The sequence below is a fragment of the Aureimonas glaciei genome, assembly GCF_014643375.1.
In the GTDB taxonomy this organism is placed as follows: domain Bacteria; phylum Pseudomonadota; class Alphaproteobacteria; order Rhizobiales; family Rhizobiaceae; genus Plantimonas; species Plantimonas glaciei.
Genome location: NZ_BMJJ01000012.1, coordinates 59,873 through 75,895, shown reverse-complemented (window position 1 = coordinate 75,895; position 16,023 = coordinate 59,873). Strand labels below are relative to the sequence as shown.

The following is a 16,023-nucleotide window of genomic DNA, read 5'->3' as shown; positions in this document are numbered from 1 at the left end:
CGGTGCCCGGCTTCAGCCGCCCTGCCCGCTTGATGCACCGCGCTGAAGGACACCGATTTCCTGTCCGGATCGCGTCAGCGTTTGAACCGGACACCCAGTCGGCCGCTCCCCTCGATCAGCAATTCGACGCCGGCGCTGTCGAACGTCTCGACCAGCAGTTTTTCGGACGAGCGCTGAAGACAGTGTCGCTGGGCTTCGAAATCCTTGATCGTGCTGCGGGATACACCCGCCGCCAGCGCCAGGTTTTCCTGGCTCCAGTTCAGCAGCCCGCGGGCGGCACGACACTGCTCGGGGAAAATAAGCATCGCGATGGCCCTGTTGATCCTTGCTATGGTCAACCATATTGGGTGAAATAGCAAAATAATACCATCCCAGCCAAGGGTCGACCATGCCATGACGGAGAGCGCATCGCTCATCTGGATGATCGCGCTTCCGTTCCTCGGCAGTCTTGCGATGTCGCTGCTGCCGTCCCGCCTCCGCGACGTGCATGCCACTGTGGCGGTCGCGGTGACGCTCGGGGTTCTCGTCCTGGCGGTCACCTCCTTCGCGGATGTCGCGGAAGGCAATGTCACCGTCTTCCGGCTCGAATGGCTTCCGACGCTCGGGATCGACTTCAAGCTCCGGATGGATGGCTTCGCCTGGCTGTTTTCGGTCCTCGTCAGCGGGATCGGCCTGCTCGTCGCCGTCTACACCCGCTACTACATGTCGCCGAAGGACCCGGTGCACCGTTTCTACGCCTTTTTCCTGGCGTTCATGGGGGCGATGCTCGGCATTCTGCTGTCGGGCAATCTCATTCTGCTGGTCATCTTCTGGGAACTGACGAGCATTTTCTCGTTCCTCCTGATCGGCTACTGGTACCACAATGCCGGGGCGCGTGACGGGGCGCGGATGGCGATGACGGTCACCGGCACGGGCGGCCTCTGCCTGCTCGGCGGCATGCTGCTTATCGGCCATATCGTCGGCAGCTACGATCTCGACGTCGTCCTGGCCTCCGGCGACCTCCTCCGTGCCCATCCGCTGTACCTGCCGACGCTGGTCCTGGTGCTGCTCGGCGCCTTCACCAAGAGCGCGCAGTTCCCCTTCCAGTTCTGGTTGCCCCATGCGATGGCGGCGCCGACGCCGGTTTCGGCCTTCCTGCATTCGGCGACCCTGGTGAAGGCCGGCGTGTTCCTGATGGCGCGCTTCTGGCCGGTCCTGGCCGGCACCTATGAATGGTTCTGGATCGTCGGCTTCGCCGGGATGATGTCGATGGTGCTCGGCGCCTATTTCGCCATCTTCCAGCAGGACATCAAAGGCCTGCTCGCCTATTCCACCATCAGCCATCTCGGCCTGATCACCCTCCTCCTCAGCCTCGGCAGCCCGCTCGGCGCGGTCGCCGCCATCTTCCACATGATGAACCACGCGACCTTCAAGGCCTCGCTGTTCATGGCCGCAGGGGTGATCGACCACGAGACCGGGACGCGCGACATGCGCCGTCTCGGCGGATTGTTCCGCTTCATGCCGGTGACCGCGACGCTGGCCATGGTCGCCAGCGCCTCGATGGCGGGCGTGCCGCTCCTCAACGGCTTCCTGTCGAAGGAAATGTTCTTCGCCGAGGCGATCGAGACCCACGCCAACTCGCTCCTCGACACCGCGGCGCCCTATGCGGCCGTTCTCGCCAGCGCCTTCGCGGTGACCTATTCGCTGCGCTTCATCCACAGCGTCTTCTTCGGTCCGCCCGCCTCCGACCTGCCGACCGTCCCGCATGAGCCGCCCATGCTCATGCGCGTTCCCATCGGCCTGCTCGTGCTCGTCTGCCTCGTGGTGGGCATCATCCCGGGCATCACCATCGGCCCCTATCTCGATGTGGCGGTCCGCTCGGTCCTGCGCGAGGCGACGCCTTCCTACAGCCTGTCGGTCTGGCACGGGGTGAACGTGCCGCTTCTGATGAGCCTGTTCGCCCTGCTTGCCGGGATCCTGCTCTACGTCCGGCTGAAGACCTATCTCGCGCACTGCGAAGAGGGTCCTCGCTATTTCCGCCGGCTCAAGGGCCAGCGGATTTTCGAACGGATCCTCGTCACGGTCTCATGGCGCTGGGCGCGTTTCGTCGAGAAGCAGCTGGGGACGCGCAAGCTCCAGACGCAGCTCCGCCTCCTCGTCAGCGCGGCGTTGCTGGCCGCTTTCGCCACGCTTTTCGCCGGCGGGTTCGCCTTCCCGTCTTTGGGGCTGGAAGGGGTCGACCCGACCTATGCCGGTCTCTGCGCCATCGGTGTCGCCTGCGCCGTGGGCGCCGCCTATCAGGCAAAATTCCACCGGCTGTTTTCGCTGATGCTGATGGGCGGCGCAGGCCTCGTGACCTGCGTCACCTTCGTCTGGTTCTCGGCGCCGGACCTGGCAGTGACGCAGCTCCTGGTCGAGGTCGTGACCACGGTCCTGATCCTGCTCGGCCTGCGCTGGTTGCCGAAGCGCTCCGAGGCCATCCCCTCCCGATCGCCGCGATGGGTGGCCAGCCTCAGGCGCTTCGACCTCGCCATTGCCGTGGCCTGCGGCCTCGGCATGAGCGTCGTCGCCTATAGCGTCATGATCGGTCCGGTGCCCGCCAGCATCGGCGACCATTTCCTGGAGCGCGCCTATTCCGAGGGCGGCGGGCGCAACGTCGTCAACGTGATCCTCGTCGACTTCAGGGGGTTTGACACCATGGGCGAGATCACGGTGCTCGCCATCGTCGCCCTGACGATCTTCGCGCTCCTCCGGCGCTTCCGGCCCGCCCCCGACAATGTCGGCTCGACGCCGCAGCAGGTCGACCAGAATGCCTTCGACGAAGCCCGTTCAGACCGCAGCGTCGGCGACACGCTGAGCGACTACATGCTGGTTCCAGCCGTCGTCATGCAGTGGCTCTTCCCGGTGATCATGCTGTTTGCAACCCACCTCTTCCTCAGGGGACACGACCTCCCCGGAGGAGGCTTTGCTGCCGGCATCACCATGGCCTGCGGCTTCCTCCTGCAATACATGGCGCTCGGCACGCGGGCCGTGGAGGATCGCCTGCGGGTGCTGCCGGTGCGGTGGATGGGCGCCGGCCTCTTGCTCGCCGTCGCCGTCGGCTGCGGTTCCTGGGTCTTCGGCTATCCCTTCCTGACCTCCTATTCGCAGTATCTCGAGGTCCCGCTGATCGGCCGGGTGCCGATCGCGAGCGCGCTGCTCTTCGACCTCGGCGTGTTCTCGCTGGTGATGGGGGCGACGGTGCTGATGCTGATCGCGCTGGCGCACCAGTCGACCCGCAGCCTGCGGGCCAGCCGCCTCGCCACCCCGGAAAGGGAGGAGATCTGATGGAACTCCTTTTCGCCCTTCTCGTCGGCGCTTTCGTCGGATCGGGAGTTTGGCTGATCCTGCGGCCGCGCACCTTCCAGGTCGTCATCGGCCTTGCGCTTTTGGGCTACGGCGTGAACCTGTTCATCTTCAGCATGGGACGGCTGCGGGTGAACGCGCCGCCGATCCTGGTGAACACCGATGCCATCAACCCGGCGGACTTCGCCGATCCCGTCCCGCAGGCGCTCGTCCTTACCGCCATCGTCATCGGCTTCGCCACGACAGCGCTCCTGCTGGTGGTGCTTCTGGTCTCGCGCGGCATGACCGGCAGCGACCATGTCGACGGAAAGGATCCGGGATGATCCGCGACCACCTGATGATTGTCCCGGTGCTGCTGCCGATGGTGACCGGCGCCTTCCTGCTTCTCGTCGACGAGCGGCGCCATGGGATGAAGGCCGCGCTGGCGGTCGCCTCGACGCTGGCGCTCGTCATCGTCGCGGCGATGCTCGTCGGCGTCGCCGACGCCGGGCTCGCACCGGCCGGACAGTCGCTCACCCATACCTATCTTCTCGGCAACTGGCCGACGCCTTTCGGCATCGTGCTGGTACTCGACCGGCTCTCGGCGCTGATGGTGCTATTGTCCGGCATCCTCGCGCTTGCCGCCCTCGTCTACGCGCTGGTGCGCTGGGATCGCGCCGGGCCGCACTTCCACAGCCTCTTCCAGTTCCTGCTGATGGGGCTCAACGGCGCCTTCCTGACCGGCGACCTGTTCAACCTCTTCGTCTTCTTCGAGGTCCTGCTCGCCGCCTCCTATGCGCTCACCCTGCACGGGATCGGCGTCCCGCGGGTTCGCGCGGGCATGCACTACATCGTCGTCAATCTCGTGGCCTCGCTGTTCTTCCTGATCGGCGTCAGCATGATCTACGGAATGACCGGCACGCTGAACATGGCCGACCTCGCCCGCCAGGTGCCGCTGCTCGCCGACGGGGACCGGGCCGTGATGGAGGCGGGCGCCGCGGTGCTGGGCATGGCCTTCCTCGCCAAGGCCGCCATGTGGCCGCTGAGTTTCTGGTTGCCGGCAGCCTATTCGTCGGCTGCGGCACCCGTCGCCGCGGTCTTCGCCATCCTCAGCAAGGTCGGCGCCTATGCGCTGCTGCGCCTGTCGGCGCTGGTCTTCGGCGCGGAGGCCGGCGCCTCCCAGGGTTTTGGTGGAACCTTCCTCGTGGTGGGCGGCATCGCCACGATCGCCTTCGGTGCCGCCGGCGTCCTCGCCTCACAGGCCTTGGGACGGCTCGCCAGCTACAGCGTTCTGGTCTCGTCGGGGACGATCCTGGCCGCCATCGGCATGCAGGACGCAGGGGTGACCTCCGGTGCGCTCTTCTACCTCGTCAGTTCGACCCTCGCGATCGGGGCTTTCTTCCTGCTCATCGAGCTTGTCGAGCGGATCCAGGATCCCGCCGCCTCGGTCCTCGCGGTGACCCTCGAGGCCTATGGCGAGACCGATGACGAAACGGACGAGATGGAGGAGGTCGGCACGCTGATCCCGGGAACGCTGGCCGTCCTCGGCATCTGCTTTGCCCTCTGCGGCCTGCTGCTCGCCGGCCTGCCGCCCTTGTCGGGATTTGTCGGCAAGTTCGCCATGCTGGCGGCTTTGATCCCGGCCAGTGGCCCTGACAGCGATGTCGGCCTGTCGACGGGTGCGCTCGCGCTCGCGGCCATGCTGATCCTGTCGGGACTGGCCACGATGATCGCGATGATGCGCACCGGCATCCGCACTTTCTGGGCGCCCATCGCCGGGACGGTGCCGGCGGTTCGGCTGCTGGAGATCGCTCCCATCGGCTTCCTCCTCGGCGTCGGGGTCGTCATGACGATCCTCGGGGGGCCGATCCTGCGCTATACCGATGCCGCGGCCGCCTCGCTCCATGCGCCGTCGACCTATATCGGCGACGTGCTGTCCTCGCCGCGCGTGCCCCCGACCGCCGCGAAAGCGAACCCATGAGCCGCCTCCTGCCGTTTCCGCTCCTGGCCGCCGCGCTGTTTCTCATGTGGTTGCTGCTGAACGGCGTCTCCGTCGGCCAGGTCCTGCTCGGCTCGGTCGTGGCAGTGGGCACGGCGCTCCTCGTCGTGCCGCTCCAGCCCCAACGGCTCAGCATCCGCCGCTGGACCGCGATCCCGAAACTCGTCGGCGTGGTGACCGTCGACGTGGTCCGGTCGAATCTGGCGGTGGCGCGGGTGATCGCCGCGCCCTCGCGAGCGGATCATACGTCGGGCTTCATCGACATCCCGCTCGAGCTGCGCCACCCGACCGCGCTGGCGGTACTCGCCTGCATCCTCACCTGCACGCCCGGGACCGCCTGGCTCGAATACCGTTCGTCGACAGGGCACCTCCTCTTTCACGTTCTCGACCTCGTCGACGAAGAGGACTGGATCGCCCTGATCAAGCACCGCTACGAGCCCCTGTTGATGGAGCTGTTCCCATGATCGCGACCGCCCTCCTCTGGGCCATCACCGGCGCGCAGATCCTGCTGTTCCTCGCCATGGCCTGCTGCACCATCCGGATGATGCGGGGGCCCCGGGCGCAGGACCGGGTGATGGCCCTCGACGCCCTCTACATCTGCACCATGCTGCTGCTGGTCACGGTCGGCATCCGGACCGGCTCCACCATTCACTTTGAGGCGGCACTGGTCGTCGGCTTGCTGGGCTTCGTTTCGACCGCGGCACTGGCAAAATTCCTGATGCGCGGCGAGGTCATCGAATGAGCCATCTGGCGAACCTGCCGGTCTGGGCCGCATTGGCCATCGGCATTCTTCTCCTGGCCGGCGCGTCGATCACCCTGCTCGGGACGATCGGCCTTCTGCGCTTCGGCAGCTTCTACGAGCGCCTCCACGCTCCGACCCTCGGCACCACCGGCGGCGCGCTGTGCATCTTCATCGCCTCGGCGATCTGCTTCTCCGTGCCGGGTACGAAAACGGTCCTGCACGAGCTGCTGCTCGCCGTCTTCATGGTGGTCACCACCCCGATCAGCCTGATGCTGCTGGGACGGGCGGCACTCTACCGGGACAGAACCGAACGGAACGAGGCGGTGCCCGGCGCTCCTGCCCAGGAGGACCGGAAGCCCCCCGCCGCAACTCCGCCAGCCCAGGACATCGACGCATAAAACCGGCATCCGATCCGGAAGTGGCCGACGGCGAAGGCGCTTGGCGGATTCTCAGCTGAGGAAGCTCGACGGATGGCCGATGGTCGGGGCCATGCCGCTGCTCGCCTCAACCGAGGTTCAGCGCGGAGAGCGCCAAGCAGACGGTGCGATCGCCGATGACGAGCGGCTGCCGCCAAAGCGCACTTGACCCGGCGACATTTCCAAAACCCGAAAACGCCTCCCATTCTCCGCTCGGCACCCTCGTCCGCACCTCGACCTTGGCGGCATCGAGAAGCGGGATCCCACCGGCAACATCCCAGGCATTGGGCGCCTCGAAGCGGGCGCCCGCCAGAAGTCCGGCGGCGACGAAGGCACATTCGATGGCGGCCGAACCGCTCTGGCGCGCCTCGAAGCCGATGTCGATGCCGACGGGAACCCGCGGCAGGCCGACAAGCCGGCGCCGCACCTGCTGCCGGTCGACACTGGCGATGGGTTGCTCGTCGAAGCACAACAGGCCATCGGTGCGGGCGTGGTAGACGCCCGGGCGAAGGGCGTGGCTGGTCGAGCACCACACCGCGCCGACGACAGGCTGCCCTTTAAAGGCCACGCCGATCGACGCGGCGAAGAGCGGATACCCATTGACGAAATTGGCGGTTCCGTCGACCGGATCGATGATCCAGACGAAGTCGGACGAGCCGATCCGGACCGGTTCGCCTTCCTCGCCGACGATGCCGTGATCCGGAAACCGTTCCGAGACACGCTCGCGGATGAGCCGTTCGACGGCATGGTCGATCTCCGAGACCGGATCCCGATAGATCGCCGTCTCGTCCGCCCCGAGCATCTTATAACGAACCGCGAGCGTGCGCCCGAGCGACGCCACGATCTGGGCGCCGGCGAGTTGGGCCATCTCCACGGCCAGGGCTTCGATGGCCTTGAGGTCGGGCAGGATCATGCCGTCACCTCATGGACCTCGACCTTGCCGGCAAGCACCTCGATGTCCTCCAGGCGACCCGTTCCTCGCCCCGCCCGCGTGACGTTCATCGCCCCGGCGGCGGTCGCCAGACGCAGCGCGTCCGGCCCCTCCATGCCCGAGGCGATCGCCATGGCGAGGGCGGCCGTCATCGAATCCCCGGCGCCCGTGTGATCCCGGGCATGGACCTCGGGCCCCTTTGCTTCCCAGAAGCGATCGCCGAACAGGGCCAGCGAGCCCTCGCCGGCGCGGGACACGACGATGTTCTCGGCCTTGCCGCGCAACTTGTGCATGGCCTCGAGGATCTCCTTCCGGCTGTCGTCGGTGGCGAGCCCGGCCTCCTGAAGCTCCTCGTGGCTGACCTTCAGCAGGGTCAGTCCGCCCTCGACGGCTTCCAGCACGCGGCCGGCGATATCGGCGACGACCTTGACGTCGTTGGCGCGAAGGTCGTTGGCCAGGCGCGTGAAGAAATCCAGGGGAATGACTTCCTCGGTCGCGAGCCCGGTGAGGACCGTCGTCCCGCAGCGAAGCGATTCCGCCAGGATGGCGTTGTAGAGGTCATCGGTCTCGTGGCGGTCGAGACTGTGCGACGGCACCGTCGCGAGCCGCTGGCGCGTACCCTCGCGCCGATCGTCGACGTAGCCGCCATTGCCGCCGCGGACCGGGATGGCGCGAAGGCTGATGCCCTCTGCCGCGACCAGGGCCTCGAGCACTGTGCGGGCCTCGCCGCCGAAGGGCCCGACGAGGCGAGCCCGGCCGCCCAGTCCGAGGATCATCCGCGCCACCCAGACGGCCTGCCCCCCGGCATGGAAGTAGACGTCGTCGGCGCCGTTGGTGTGTCGCTCGATGGCGATGGTAAACAGCGGCCACGGCGCAAACACGCAGATGCTGAGGTCTCGATCGGTGGCAACGTTGGCGGGAGGAAATGGCGACATTTGACCCTGTTCAATCCGGCTTCCAGTCTGGACAGCACACGCCATCACCGCGCCGGCAATGAGGCAGTCCGACCTGAAATGCGCGTGGTCAGCCATACGAGGACGGGACCGTCGACGACAGTCGATCAAATGGGCGGGGCAAGCCCCTGCGCTTCCGAAAGATCGGTAGGTGACGCGCAGGCGTTGGGCCCCTTCGGTCGAACCCTGTCCTGCCGATCAGACGCCCCGTTCTGAGATCCGCAAAATCACCGCCAAGCGTCCAAAGGGGCGCCCTTTTGAGACGCCGCGTTCCGGCACGGCGACGCCGCGAAAGGATTGTCCGGTCCGAAGGCAGGGCGGCCCTATGTGCCGGCGAGGCCAATCTGCTGCTGCATCACGGAAGCGGCGTTGTAGCAGTGGAACGAGGTGACCTTGCCATTCTCCAGATGGAAGACGTCGCAGCACGGCACGTCGATCGTCCGGCCCGTCGGCGCGAGGGTTCCCGAAGGAAGCGCGAGCTCGCCCCTGTGCGTCCCGCGAATGGCGAGCTCGACGACGACGACGTTTCCCGTGACGTAGATCTGGAACAGCTCGCGGTGGATATCCGGAAAGGCAGTGGTCAGCGCGCCGATGTAGTCGCCGATGGCCTTGCCGCGCAGCGTCGCACCGGCGGGGATGTCGGTCATGTAGCCCTCGTCGGAGAAGGCGGAAACGAACGTCTCGCTATCGAACCCGACTCCTTCCGCAACGGCGTAGAGTTCCCGGATGATCGTCTCGTTGTCACGCATGGCCTGTCCTTTCGGCTTTTGATTGTCCGTTCCTCGGCGGCCGCTCGCCGATCGCCTCGGCGTCCGGCCTAGACCTGCGCCTGTCCGCCATCGGCGAAAAGTTCGCTGCCATTGACGAAGCTGCTCTCGTCGGAAGCCAGAAAGAGGGCCGCAGCAGCCGTTTCGTCGGATGTCCCCATCCGGCCCAGCGGAACCTGCGCTTCCATCGCCGCGACGAAGGCCTGCTTCGCCTCCGCGGTCGAGGAGAGACCGTGCAATCCCGGGGTCGAGGTGGGACCGGGGACGAGCACGTTTACGCGGATCCGGCGGGGGGCGAGGTCGAGGATCCAGCCGCGGGCGAAGCTGCGGATCGCTGCCTTGCTGGCACCGTAGACGCTGAAGGCCGGCGAGCCCGTGCTGGCCGCCGTCGACCCGGTCAGGATCACCGAGGCTCCGTCGACGAGAAGCGGCAGCGCCTTCTGGACAGTGAACAGCGTTCCCTTGACGTTCGTCGCGAAGGTGCTCTCGTAGTCCTCCTCGGTGATGTCGGAGAGGGAGGCGAACCGGCCGCCGCCGGCATTGGCAAACAGCACGTCGATCCGGCCGGCTTCCTTCCGCACGATGGCATAGAGCCTGTCGAGATCGCCGAGGTTGGCGATGTCGCCCTGGACTCCCCGCGCACCGTGGCCGACCTCGGCCACTGCGGCACCCAGTTCGCGCTGCCGGCGTCCGGTCATGAACACGCGCGCGCCCTCTTGCGCGAAGCGTTTGGCGCTCGCCAGTCCGATGCCGCTGTTGGCACCGGTGATGACCGCGATCTTGTTGTCGAGCCTGCCCATCGTCTTCTCCTTTTCAGATGAAAGCGATATAGACAGGCACTCACATGTCCACTAGTACATACCAAAAGGTAAGTGATGGATTTCGAGATGAGCGCCAGTGATCCCGATTGCGGCCTCGCCGTCGCGCTGGCCGTCATGGGCGGCAAGTGGAAGCCGCTGATCCTGTATCATCTCGGATACGGTCCGAAGCGCTTCGGAGACCTTCGCCGATTGGTAACCGGCATCAGCGAGAAGGTGCTGATCCAGCAGCTGCGCGAGTTGGTCGCTGCAGGCGTGCTGGTCAGGCACGACTACCGGGAAGTGCCGCCGAAGGTCGACTACACCGTAACGCCTTTCGGCCAAACTCTTGTCGAGGCGCTCCGGCCCCTGTGCGCGTGGGGGACGTCGCACCGTGTGCAGGTCGAGGAGATGCTGGACTCCCGCGTGGTCGATCAGGCTTCCGCCCATCGATCGTCGTGACAGCCGACGGGGCACGAGGGCCCGACCAATCCGGGCGAAAGTGACCTTATCCGAACGTCAAAGCGCGTCGACACCTTCGATTTTCTGCAGGCGCTCGACGGCGAATTCAGCAAAGGCGCGGACTGCCGGGCGCATGAATTTGACGGAGGGATAGGCCAGAAACATCTCGGTCGGACGCACCTCATAGTCCGGCAAGATGCGCAGGAGGCGGCCGCTCGCGAGATCGTCGGCAATCATCAGATGCTGGACGGGGCCGGCCGCATGGCCTTCGAGCAGCGTTCTGGCGATGACCTGCCCATCGATGGTGCGAAGGATGGACCAGACGTCCACCTCCGTCTGAGTGCCGTCCCGGAGCAGCGCCAGGCGGTTCTGTGCGGTGACGGAGCGGGGCGTCGTGATCAACGGCACCTTCGACAACCGATCGAGGGTATCGATCTGGCCGTGCTTTGCGAGGAAGGCCGGGCTCGCGACGAGGATCCGGCGGACGAGACCCAGGCGTCGGATGATCACGTCCTGCGCTTCCGGACGACCGTAGACCAGCGCCAGGTCAAAATTCTCGAACACGAGGTCGACCGTCCGGCTTTCGAGAACGAGATCCACGGCGACGCTCGAATGCAGACGCTGGAATTCCATGACGATGGAGTGGACGTGATTGGTCCCGATGCAGGAGGGCGCGTGGACGCGGATCGTTCCCTCGATGCGGCCGGAGTCCGCCTGCAGGCCCTCCACCGCCGCATCGATCGAGGCCAGCGCCGACCGGCTCGCATCGTAGAGTGCCTGCCCCTCCGCCGTCGGACGAACGCTCCGGGCGGATCGTTCGAGGAGGCGTGCCTGGACACGATGTTCCAGGTTGGCGATATGCTTGGATACCGCCGGCTGGGACAGCGAGAGATCGCGGGCCGCGGCCGTCAGCGATCCGCGTTCCACTGTTCGGGCAAAGGCACGCAGGGCGGCGGTCAAATCCATCGCGTCATTCCAAACGGCTATATGTTGCATTCCCGCATAGCCATTGTTTATGCACCGATGATCTGTTGTTCTCAAGCCTTCCATTGAAGGTGATTGAGAATGAACCGACGAATATTGATGCTCGGAGCACCGCTGGCGCTCGCGGCCTGTGCGACGACTGCGGATCAGCCGCCCAGTGTACTGTCTTATGTTCCGCCAGAACCCGTGATCGATCCCGCTTATGTCGCCCTGTATGCGGCGCTGGAGGGCGAGCCGTTTCCTGTGCCGGCGATCGACCTGAAGCGGATCGTCGATCCGAAGTTCCTGCGCCGGGAGGTCGACTACGCGACCAGCGAGGAGCCGGGCACGGTGGTGGTGGACCCGAACGAGCGCTTTGCCTGGTACGTGCTCGGCAACGGCCGGGCGGTGCGCTACGGCGTCGGCGTCGGCAAGGTCGAAGCGTTCAACTTTCAGGGCGAGGCGACGATCGCCTGGAAGGCGAAGTGGCCGAAGTGGACGCCGACAGCCGATATGATCGCCCGCGACCCCCTGCGCTATGGCCCCCTTCGAAACGGCCTGCCCGGCGGCCCTGGCAATCCGCTCGGCCCCCGCGCCCTTTACCTTCACCGCGATGGTCGCGACACCTTTTACCGCCTGCATGGAACGGTGGAGCCTTGGACGATCGGCACAAAAGTGTCGTCCGGCTGCATCCGGCTCCTGAACCAGGACATCATCGACCTCCATGATCGGGTCCGCGACGGCAGCAAGGCGATCGTCCTGCCGATCCGTAGCGAGGCCATGGCCTGAGGCTCCGCGAGCGCGTCGGGGGCTTTACTTCGAGATCAAGCCTGTCGTCCGCCGTCGCTTGATCCGTCGCGGGATGCCCGATGAGACGCCCGACAGGCGAATTCATGCGGATGCCGTCTGCGAACGGCGAACAGGGAGAAGTCGATGCAGGATCTGGAACGCAACAAGGCGGCTGTCGTCGCCTTCTACCAGCTGATGTTCAACGATGGCAGGCCAGCCGAAGCGATGGAGCGCTATGTCGGTGCGGACTACATCCAGCACAATCCGCTCGTCGCGACGGGCAAGGATGCCTTCATCGGCTATTTCGAGCAAATGGCCCGTGAATGGCCCGGGAAGCGCGTCGAGATCAAGCGGAGTGTCGCCGAGGGTGACTATGTCGTCCTGCACTGCTTTCAGCACTGGCCGGGTGACAAGGACTATGCCGGGATCGATATCTTCCGATTGGACGACACAGGAAAAATCGTCGAGCACTGGGACGTCCTCCAAATCATCCCGCAGCAACAAGAAAATCCGAACGGCATGTTTTAGTCTATTCTGTTCGCCTGGGTGCCAGCCACACACAGCAAAGCGGTCCGTGCCGGTCGACCGGGGTTCGCGCAACAGCAGCGCTCAGGGACGACGGACGGCCAGCCCCCCTCCGCTCCCACTCCGCGAGCAGGATCCACTTCCGCCTCCCGAACGACCGGAGGGCACGATGGGCCGAAGTCTCACCCCGCCTTGGATGGCCTCGCAGCAAAAGAGCAAGGCCATTCCAGGCTAGGTGACGGCCTTCTCGCGCGGTTTGGGTGCTGCGCCGACCGCGCGGACCCTTCCCGGCGCGGTGCCGATGATCCGCTTGAAGGCCCGACTGAAGGAAGCATCCGAGTCGTAACCCAGCAGTCGCGCGGCTTCGCCGATGCGCATGCGGTCGCGGGTGATCCATTGCCGGGCCTGGTGCATTCTCATCTCGGTGACGTAGCGTGCCGGCGTTGCGCCCACGGTCGCCGTGAACTTCGCGGCAAAGCCCGAGCGCGAGACACCCATGACATCGGCGAGATCGGCCACCGACCAGTCACGCTGGGGCTCGGCATGGATGGCGGCGAGCACCTTTCCCACCTGCGGGTCCCGCACCGCGGCAATCCACCCGGCAGAATCGCCGCAACCGTGCTCGACCCATGAGCGGATGATCTGCGCGGCCATGACGTCGGCGAGGCGCGCGAGGATGCCGCTCGCGCCGACACGGTTCATGCCGCACTCGGCCACCATGGCGTTGAGAAGATGCGGCACCGTCGGTTCGGCCTGCATCAATTCCTCGGCCCGCATCAGGTCCGGCATCATCAACAGGAGCGGGTGGAGCCCGTCCAGATTGAAGCGCATGGATCCACAAAACAGGATGGAGGCGTCGCTCTGCGAAGCCGCGTCCCCGACATAGTCGTACATGTTCTCGCAAATGGGAAAACAATCCCGGCGCGGGAACGGTTGCGGCGCGACGCCCGGCGCGCTCGCCAGCGTGTGCGCCGCGCCGCGGGGCACCAGGACGGCGTCGCCCGAGGTCAGCTCGCTCCATTCGCCATCCGGGCTTTGAAGCCAACAGGCCTTTCCCGCGACGAAGTGAAAATACGCGTGAGACTGCGCCGGGTAGTGGAAGCCCCACGTCCCGGCCAGGCGGCACCGACTGTACTCGACACCATCGAGGCGCAGGCCCCGCAGCATGTCGGTCAGGGGATCCATCTCGTTCGGACAGGGCTGAATGGACGTTCGGTCAATCATGTTGGCGTTTCTAGCATGGAAACACCAGGGAAAGGAGCCTAGGTAGGTTTCTTTCGCATTGCATCATTTTCGGGAAGCGCTTCCATGACAGACCTAGCCCAGTTGGGGAGCCAGCCCGAACTCTGCGTCGATGACGAGACAAGGGTGGCCCACTGGCCCGCGGTGTTTTCGCTCGCCTTCGGCGTTTTCGGTCTCGTCACGGCCGAGTTTCTTCCCGTCAGCCTGCTGACCCCCATGGCCGCCGATCTCGGCGTCTCGAACGGGGCGGTCGGGCAAGCGATCACGGCCACGGCGGTCGTCGCCGCCTTTGCGGGCCCGCTTCTGGTGCTGGGATCGGGTAGGATCGACCGGCGATCCATCGTCTGGACGCTGATGGCCCTCCTCGCCGTGTCGAGCGTCCTCTCGGCCTATGCGTCGAGCATCACGACGCTCTTGTTCGCCCGCGCCCTTCTCGGCTTCGCGCTGGGCGGCTTCTGGGCGATGATGACGGCCCTCGCGCTCCGCCTCGTCCCCTCAAAAGACGTGCCCCGGGCGATGTCGATCATCATCATGGGCGTGTCGCTCGCCACCGTCGTGGCCGCGCCCCTCGGTGCAGCCCTGGGGGCGCTCTGGGGATGGCGCGCCACCTTCCTCGCAGCTTCCGCCTTGGGACTGGTCTCGCTGCTCGTCCAACTCATGGTACTGCCGCGCCTGCCGTCCGCCGGTGCCCCCCGTCTCTCCGCCTTCCGCACTGCGCTGTCACGCCGAGCCGTGCTGATCGGCCTGGTGACGATCCTCATCGTCGTCTCCGGCCATTTCGCCGGATTCACCTTCATCCGCCCGTTCCTCGAAGAGGTCCCCCGTCTCGGGGTGTCGGCGATCTCGATGACGCTGCTGGCCTTCGGCGTGGGCGGTTTTCTCGGCAACGTCGTCTCCGGGAAGATCGCCGCGAGAAGCCCGGCCTGGGCCGTCGGCAGCGTGGCGCTCCTCATCGGCGCGGCGACGCTGGCGCTTGTCCTGTTGGGAGCCTCTCCCACGGCGGCGGCCGTCGGCACCGCCGTCTGGGGATTTGCCTTCGGCGGCTTCCCGGTCGCCGTCTCGATCTGGAACGCCCGCGCCGCCCCCGATCTGGCGGAGGCCGCGGGCGCGCTGCTCTCTTCGTCCTTTCAGGTGGCGATCGCGAGCGGTGCGGTGGTCGGCGGCATCCTCGTCGACGGGATGGGGCCCACGGGTGTGATCGTCTATTCCTGCGCTGCGGTCATCGTGGGTGCCGCCGTCATGCTCACCCTCGGACGCGCGTCCGAACGCGCCCGGGGCACGGGAGCGCCCCTGTCATCGTCCTAAAAGCCGGGCCGAGACGCGGACGAGGCTCTTTGTCTCGGCCTGCTCATCTCCGAGTACGAAGCATTGGCAGTCCAGGACGTCGACCTGGCAACGCTCACGGCGCCCGGTTCATGGGGCGTCCTGCGCTGGTCGGATGGGACGTCTGCGCCTGAGGGAGCCGACGCGTTCGATCGATGAAAGGAGATCATCGTCACCGATAGAACGGCCGACGGCTGCGTCTCGCAATGCTGCAATGGCGAAGTGGAGACCGGCTTGCGGCGGTCGGTCTCACAGTCAGGTCGACAAGCAGCGTGTTCAGCCGCCGCGCCATGGTGTCCGCTTCGCGGTGGCCGGACGGAGTGAGAAAGCCAGGCGGGCCTGGTGCCGCACCTGCCGGAATCGAGGGGCACGCGCGCACGCCAGTAAAAGGTGTGACCACGCCGTTCGAGATTGCTTGTGTCATGCCGAGTCGCCAACGACCGGATCCCTTGAGCTTGGGGCCCCTTGGGACGGCAATGGCCATCACCTCCAGGCACCAGGTTTGGGCCAAGGCGTGGAAACAGCGCCGAGAGGATTCTCAGCTACCGAGAGAATCAATGATTGCAATGGCTTGACATGGTCTGGCTGGGGAACCTGGATCCCCAGCCAGACGAAGGCCAAGTCTTTGTAAACACTTTTGGTTTCGGCTTTGCCGTCGCATTGGGCATCAGTTTTGTGCCCTGGTTGGGGGCCGACGTCAACGATGTAGAGTTTGGGAATCCAACGGACCGATCGACGGAAATGATTTGCAACGCTCCGTGTCTTCCGTGAGCGGGTCAGTGTCACGTCCTATGCAAAACCATAGATAGCG

The 16,023-nt window shown here is 65.8% G+C and carries 17 protein-coding genes; 10 read left to right on the top strand and 7 right to left on the bottom strand.

Annotated features, from left to right (window positions below):
- Positions 1-74: 74 nt before the first annotated feature.
- Positions 75-416 (bottom strand): helix-turn-helix domain-containing protein, encoded by a 342-nt coding sequence (locus tag IEX88_RS21130; RefSeq protein WP_244640415.1) that lies wholly within the window; start codon positions 414-416, stop codon positions 75-77.
- Here IEX88_RS21130 and IEX88_RS21125 point away from each other — a divergent pair.
- Genes IEX88_RS21125 through mnhG form a run of 6 tightly spaced genes read left to right on the top strand, consistent with a single transcriptional unit; the run spans position 394 to position 6,442 of the window.
- The gene (locus tag IEX88_RS21125) at positions 394-3,306 is read left to right on the top strand and encodes a monovalent cation/H+ antiporter subunit A (RefSeq protein WP_188854469.1); all 2,913 of its coding nucleotides are present in this window, start codon (positions 394-396) and stop codon (positions 3,304-3,306) included. The genes IEX88_RS21130 and IEX88_RS21125 overlap by 23 nt on opposite strands.
- Positions 3,306-3,647 (top strand): Na+/H+ antiporter subunit C, encoded by a 342-nt coding sequence (locus IEX88_RS21120; protein WP_188854468.1) that lies wholly within the window; start codon positions 3,306-3,308, stop codon positions 3,645-3,647. Before IEX88_RS21125 ends, IEX88_RS21120 begins: the two co-directional genes overlap by 1 nt.
- Entirely contained in the window at positions 3,644-5,284 is a 1,641-nt protein-coding gene (locus IEX88_RS21115) for a monovalent cation/H+ antiporter subunit D (RefSeq protein ID WP_188854467.1), read from the top strand. The genes IEX88_RS21120 and IEX88_RS21115 overlap by 4 nt, the downstream gene beginning before the upstream one ends.
- On the top strand, positions 5,281-5,766 hold the full coding sequence (locus tag IEX88_RS21110) for a Na+/H+ antiporter subunit E (RefSeq protein ID WP_188854466.1): 486 nt from the start codon (positions 5,281-5,283) through the stop codon (positions 5,764-5,766). The genes IEX88_RS21115 and IEX88_RS21110 overlap by 4 nt, the downstream gene beginning before the upstream one ends.
- A complete protein-coding gene (locus IEX88_RS21105) occupies positions 5,763-6,044 on the top strand; it encodes a K+/H+ antiporter subunit F (protein WP_188854465.1) in 282 nt (93 codons plus the stop codon). The genes IEX88_RS21110 and IEX88_RS21105 overlap by 4 nt, the downstream gene beginning before the upstream one ends.
- A complete protein-coding gene (gene mnhG / locus IEX88_RS21100; RefSeq protein ID WP_188854464.1) occupies positions 6,041-6,442 on the top strand; it encodes a monovalent cation/H(+) antiporter subunit G in 402 nt (133 codons plus the stop codon). The genes IEX88_RS21105 and mnhG overlap by 4 nt, the downstream gene beginning before the upstream one ends.
- A gap of 106 nt (positions 6,443-6,548) precedes the next feature.
- Here mnhG and IEX88_RS21095 read toward each other — a convergent pair whose 3' ends face one another.
- The 4 genes from IEX88_RS21095 to IEX88_RS21080 all read right to left on the bottom strand — a co-directional run bounded on the left by IEX88_RS21095 (position 6,549) and on the right by IEX88_RS21080 (position 9,911).
- Positions 6,549-7,373 (bottom strand): inositol monophosphatase family protein, encoded by an 825-nt coding sequence (locus tag IEX88_RS21095; protein WP_188854463.1) that lies wholly within the window; start codon positions 7,371-7,373, stop codon positions 6,549-6,551.
- A complete protein-coding gene (locus tag IEX88_RS21090; RefSeq protein ID WP_188854462.1) occupies positions 7,370-8,326 on the bottom strand; it encodes a 1-phosphofructokinase family hexose kinase in 957 nt (318 codons plus the stop codon). The genes IEX88_RS21095 and IEX88_RS21090 overlap by 4 nt, the downstream gene beginning before the upstream one ends.
- A 341-nt stretch (positions 8,327-8,667) precedes the next feature.
- Complete coding sequence (locus IEX88_RS21085; protein WP_188854461.1) at positions 8,668-9,093, bottom strand: nuclear transport factor 2 family protein; 426 nt, start codon at positions 9,091-9,093, stop codon at positions 8,668-8,670.
- A 68-nt stretch (positions 9,094-9,161) separates the two neighbouring features.
- Positions 9,162-9,911, bottom strand: coding sequence for an SDR family oxidoreductase (locus IEX88_RS21080; RefSeq protein WP_188854460.1), 750 nt, complete (start codon positions 9,909-9,911; stop codon positions 9,162-9,164).
- A 75-nt stretch (positions 9,912-9,986) separates the two neighbouring features.
- On the opposite strand from IEX88_RS21080, the gene IEX88_RS21075 reads away from it, so the two are divergent.
- Positions 9,987-10,370: a winged helix-turn-helix transcriptional regulator gene (locus IEX88_RS21075; protein ID WP_244640414.1), complete on the top strand. Its 384-nt coding sequence runs from the start codon at positions 9,987-9,989 to the stop codon at positions 10,368-10,370.
- 57 nt (positions 10,371-10,427) lie between these two features.
- Here the strand turns inward: IEX88_RS21075 and IEX88_RS21070 are convergent, their stop codons facing one another.
- Positions 10,428-11,336, bottom strand: a complete 909-nt coding sequence (locus tag IEX88_RS21070; protein ID WP_188854459.1) for a LysR family transcriptional regulator — start codon at positions 11,334-11,336, stop codon at positions 10,428-10,430.
- A 204-nt stretch (positions 11,337-11,540) separates the two neighbouring features.
- Here IEX88_RS21070 and IEX88_RS21065 point away from each other — a divergent pair, with 204 nt between their 5' ends.
- Together IEX88_RS21065 and IEX88_RS21060 are read left to right on the top strand one after the other, a co-directional pair.
- Positions 11,541-12,122, top strand: coding sequence for a L,D-transpeptidase (locus IEX88_RS21065; protein ID WP_308423860.1), 582 nt, complete (start codon positions 11,541-11,543; stop codon positions 12,120-12,122).
- A 144-nt stretch (positions 12,123-12,266) separates the two neighbouring features.
- The gene (locus IEX88_RS21060; protein ID WP_188854457.1) at positions 12,267-12,650 is read left to right on the top strand and encodes a nuclear transport factor 2 family protein; all 384 of its coding nucleotides are present in this window, start codon (positions 12,267-12,269) and stop codon (positions 12,648-12,650) included.
- 228 nt (positions 12,651-12,878) lie between these two features.
- Here the strand turns inward: IEX88_RS21060 and IEX88_RS21055 are convergent, their stop codons facing one another.
- Positions 12,879-13,871 carry an AraC family transcriptional regulator gene (locus IEX88_RS21055; protein ID WP_188854456.1) on the bottom strand — a complete coding sequence of 331 codons (993 nt, stop codon included), beginning with the start codon at positions 13,869-13,871 and terminating at the stop codon, positions 12,879-12,881.
- 84 nt (positions 13,872-13,955) lie between these two features.
- On the opposite strand from IEX88_RS21055, the gene IEX88_RS21050 reads away from it, so the two are divergent.
- Positions 13,956-15,194 (top strand): MFS transporter, encoded by a 1,239-nt coding sequence (locus IEX88_RS21050; RefSeq protein ID WP_188854455.1) that lies wholly within the window; start codon positions 13,956-13,958, stop codon positions 15,192-15,194.
- Positions 15,195-16,023: the final 829 nt, after the last annotated feature.